We start from the raw sequence: 2,940 nt of genomic DNA on the forward strand, positions 1-2,940 counted from the left end.
TCGGCTACCAGCCACCCGCGCCGGAGGTCGTCCTCTGGCCAACCGAACCGAGCGGATCAGTGCCGTCCGCTCGCCCTGCCATCGTCAGCCGACCGACGATGCACTAACTTCGAACTCGGGCCACCGAATGGGGGCAGGCCAGTCCTTGATGTGGAACGTCGCGATGCAAGCGAGATAGGCGTGCCGCCGCGATAGCCGGTTGGCCTTGAACTCCAGCACAGTCGGCAGAGCGATCTCGCCCATGAACTCCGCTGGCGTCATCTCGTGCCCTCGCCGTTGACTTAACCGTGCCGCCCGTCCGACATGGACCGTTCCGGCTGCACCCGCCCTGGCGAGTCGCGGCCGCCATTCAGGAGAGATCGCCGCGAGATAGACCCTGAAAAGCCAACAGGCCCCCGTCGCCAAACGGGAGCCTGCTGAAAACCTGGGGCCTTGTGAGGCCGGTCTCGAATACCCCTCACAAGCCATGACCTCCCCCGCGGAGTCAAGCGAGAACGCCAATTCTCGCACCGGGAAGGCTTTGCCTGGACTCTAGCCGCGGCCCGTGAGGGACCGGGATCGATGTTTCACGCCACCATGCGGTCGGCGATCGAGGACGCACGCACGTTCGCGCAGCTCGACAGCCTATCGCGATCCATCTGGCAGGCCCACGCCGCAGAGACCGTCACCGACGCGGAGGCGCAGGGCTTGGCCGAGCTGCTGCACACCCGCAGGAGCGCCGTGCGCGAGGCCGTGGCGCCCGTCGGCATCCCGCTCGGCCGTGTGACGCTGTTCCCGCCGAAGCGCCTCCAGCGGGCTCCTGAGCGGTCCGTGGCGATCGAGCGGCGCCGTCGGCTGGCCTGCTCCGGCCCGATGCCGCCAGCCCTCGCCAGCAGGTTCACCACCGGGCAGCTCGCGGTGCTCCGCATCGTAGGAGACGAGATGGCCCGCACCGGCGCCTGCGGCCTGTGCCTCGACGCCATAGCCGCCAGGGCCGGTGTCTGCCGCCGGCTGGCTCAAGCTGCGATCCGGCTGGCAGAGGGCGACGGGCTGTTGACGATCCAGGAGCGTCGCTACCAGGGCCGGAAGTCCGATCCGAACGTGGTCCGCATCATCAGCCGCGAATGGCTACAATGGCTCCGGCGGGGAGGGCGATCCGCGGCCCCGGCGCTGCTCGGCAGCATAGGGTGCAAACCGATTCACCCCACGGGTAAGGGAGATCCACAGAGGCAGGTTGTGGATACGGCACCGTCGAAGGGCTGCCGAGGGGCAGCGGGCGACCTCAACCAAAGCGTTCACGCAGGATTCCGCGCGGGTCGTGGCACGGGTCAAGCTATGCGGTAGGCGCACGCGGACGGACGGTATGACGAACGACAACAGGTCGGTTCCAGGCACAGGGCTGCTGCCGTGCTTTGCGCCTTCGATCGAAGCGCTGGATGGGGCGATTCAGAGGGTTGCCGAATCCGGCATCTCGGGCGGCGCCAGTCTGCGCGACGTCGAGGCCTGCCTGCTGACGATTCGCGCCAATGCCGCCGGCAACACGCCCGGTCTCTACAGCGCTCTGGATGCAGTCAGATCGTCTTTTCGCGCGATCGAGGACATCGCCCGTAGACCGGCGGATCTTATCCTGAATCGGGCTGGCCTTCTGATTGGGGCGCAGTCCCACGCGCAGAGCGCGGTTGGGTTCTTGGTCGAGGTGTTGCGCCAAGCCAAGCCGAACGGGCGGTTAACACCTCCGTGAGCACCGATGAAACGGGCCCCGTATCGGACACTTAGGCGACTATCATGCTCTGGTCCTGCCTGATCCTCATCGCCGAACACACGTTCGTGCCCACGCAGTGGGGGCGCGCTACCGTGCGGAGGGAGGGGGTAGCCGAAGTGATGTTGCTCAGCGTCGTAGCCGCCATCATTGGTGCCGGGGCGCTCATATTCTCGATGGGGATGATCGAGATCGGCGGCATAACCCACTGCGCGAACTGGCACCGGAAGCAGGCCTCAGCGCAAATCGTCGATGGTCCGCTACCGCCCCTGTCCTGCGCACGACCGAGCAGCCTGCTGCTTGCGCATCTCCGATAGGTTCGCGGTCGAGCGGGACCAATGATTCGTCAACTAGCCGAGGCCTAACTGCCAACAGCGACCGGTCACGGCCGCGCGCCGGCAGAGCAGCACCGAGGCCTGAAGCCCCTCGACTTCGGTGCGGCCTCGCCGGCGCAGTCGCGCGTAGGCCGGGGCCCATGTCAGGCCAAAGCGGCGACATCGCCCTTTGCGCCTGCTACAGCACCGGTCCTTCCCGCATACGTGCCCGAGGCGTTCGCGACGTCACACGGCCCGGCGCGGGCAAGCACGCAATGACAGGCGCAGCCGGGCCAGTTCCCCGGGGCTCGCCCGTGATGCCTCGGCCGGGCTGTTGCGTGAGGGTCGGCGCGGTGCGGCGGGACTGGAGACCGCGAGCGCCGGCCCACGGTCCTTTTATGCAATCAGCCCGCTCAATCAGCTTCGTTCATGCCGTAGGTGCGGGCGTTCTTCGCCATGCGGCTTAGCTGATCGAGATCCAATTCCATGTCATCGATTTGCGGACGCTCGCCCAGGCCAGCAAGCTCTAGGCGCAACGCCTCAATCATCGTTTCCAGCGACTCCCCGAGGGCGCGGATCTGTGCCCCACGGGGGCCGAGATCCACCCCTTCGGCAAAGGCGCCGGCCAAGGTCGCCGTGAGACCCTGAACCTCGGCGAACGGAACGATGGAATGGGGTCGCACGGTGCTCATCGTCGCCTCACGCTGCCCGCACGGTTGCGAGGAAGCGCCCTACCTCGGCCGCGACCCGGGATCACCCAGCAGCATCTCGCTCCAAACTTCGGCGAGACGGTCCCACTCGGCGTAGGCGGCCCGATGCTCCTCGATCAGCGCCAGAACCGGATCGGGGCCGGCCGGCCGACTGAGGGCCGCCAGCGTGGCCGCCTCC

The 2,940-nt window shown here is 67.4% G+C and carries 4 protein-coding genes; 2 read left to right on the forward strand and 2 right to left on the reverse strand.

Annotated features, from left to right (window positions below; all coding sequences use genetic code 11):
* Positions 1–84: 84 nt before the first annotated feature.
* Entirely contained in the window at positions 85–243 is a 159-nt protein-coding gene (locus MKK88_RS24150; RefSeq protein ID WP_244004283.1) for a hypothetical protein, read from the reverse strand.
* A gap of 318 nt (positions 244–561) precedes the next feature.
* Between MKK88_RS24150 and MKK88_RS24155 the strand changes: the two genes are divergently transcribed.
* Both MKK88_RS24155 and MKK88_RS24160 read left to right on the forward strand, forming a co-directional pair.
* Positions 562–1,323, forward strand: a complete 762-nt coding sequence (locus tag MKK88_RS24155; protein WP_244004277.1) for a hypothetical protein — start codon at positions 562–564, stop codon at positions 1,321–1,323.
* 19 nt (positions 1,324–1,342) lie between these two features.
* Positions 1,343–1,720, forward strand: coding sequence for an MICOS complex subunit MIC60 (locus MKK88_RS24160; protein ID WP_244004279.1), 378 nt, complete (start codon positions 1,343–1,345; stop codon positions 1,718–1,720).
* A 745-nt stretch (positions 1,721–2,465) separates the two neighbouring features.
* On the opposite strand, the gene MKK88_RS24165 is transcribed toward MKK88_RS24160, so the two are convergent.
* On the reverse strand, positions 2,466–2,744 hold the full coding sequence (locus MKK88_RS24165) for a hypothetical protein (protein ID WP_244004281.1): 279 nt from the start codon (positions 2,742–2,744) through the stop codon (positions 2,466–2,468).
* Between the last annotated feature and the right edge of the window lie 196 nt (positions 2,745–2,940).

The organism is Methylobacterium sp. E-005, from assembly GCF_022829725.1.
In the GTDB taxonomy this organism is placed as follows: Bacteria; Pseudomonadota; Alphaproteobacteria; order Rhizobiales; family Beijerinckiaceae; genus Methylobacterium.

Bases quoted from the DNA above. Each gene is read 5' to 3' on its own strand.
- MKK88_RS24150 (WP_244004283.1), bottom strand. From the start codon at position 243: ATGGGCGAGATCGCTCTGCCGACTGTGCTGGAGTTCAAGGCCAACCGG.
- MKK88_RS24155 (WP_244004277.1), top strand. From the start codon at position 562: ATGTTTCACGCCACCATGCGGTCGGCGATCGAGGACGCACGCACGTTC.
- MKK88_RS24160 (WP_244004279.1), top strand. From the start codon at position 1,343: ATGACGAACGACAACAGGTCGGTTCCAGGCACAGGGCTGCTGCCGTGC.
- MKK88_RS24165 (WP_244004281.1), bottom strand. From the start codon at position 2,744: ATGAGCACCGTGCGACCCCATTCCATCGTTCCGTTCGCCGAGGTTCAG.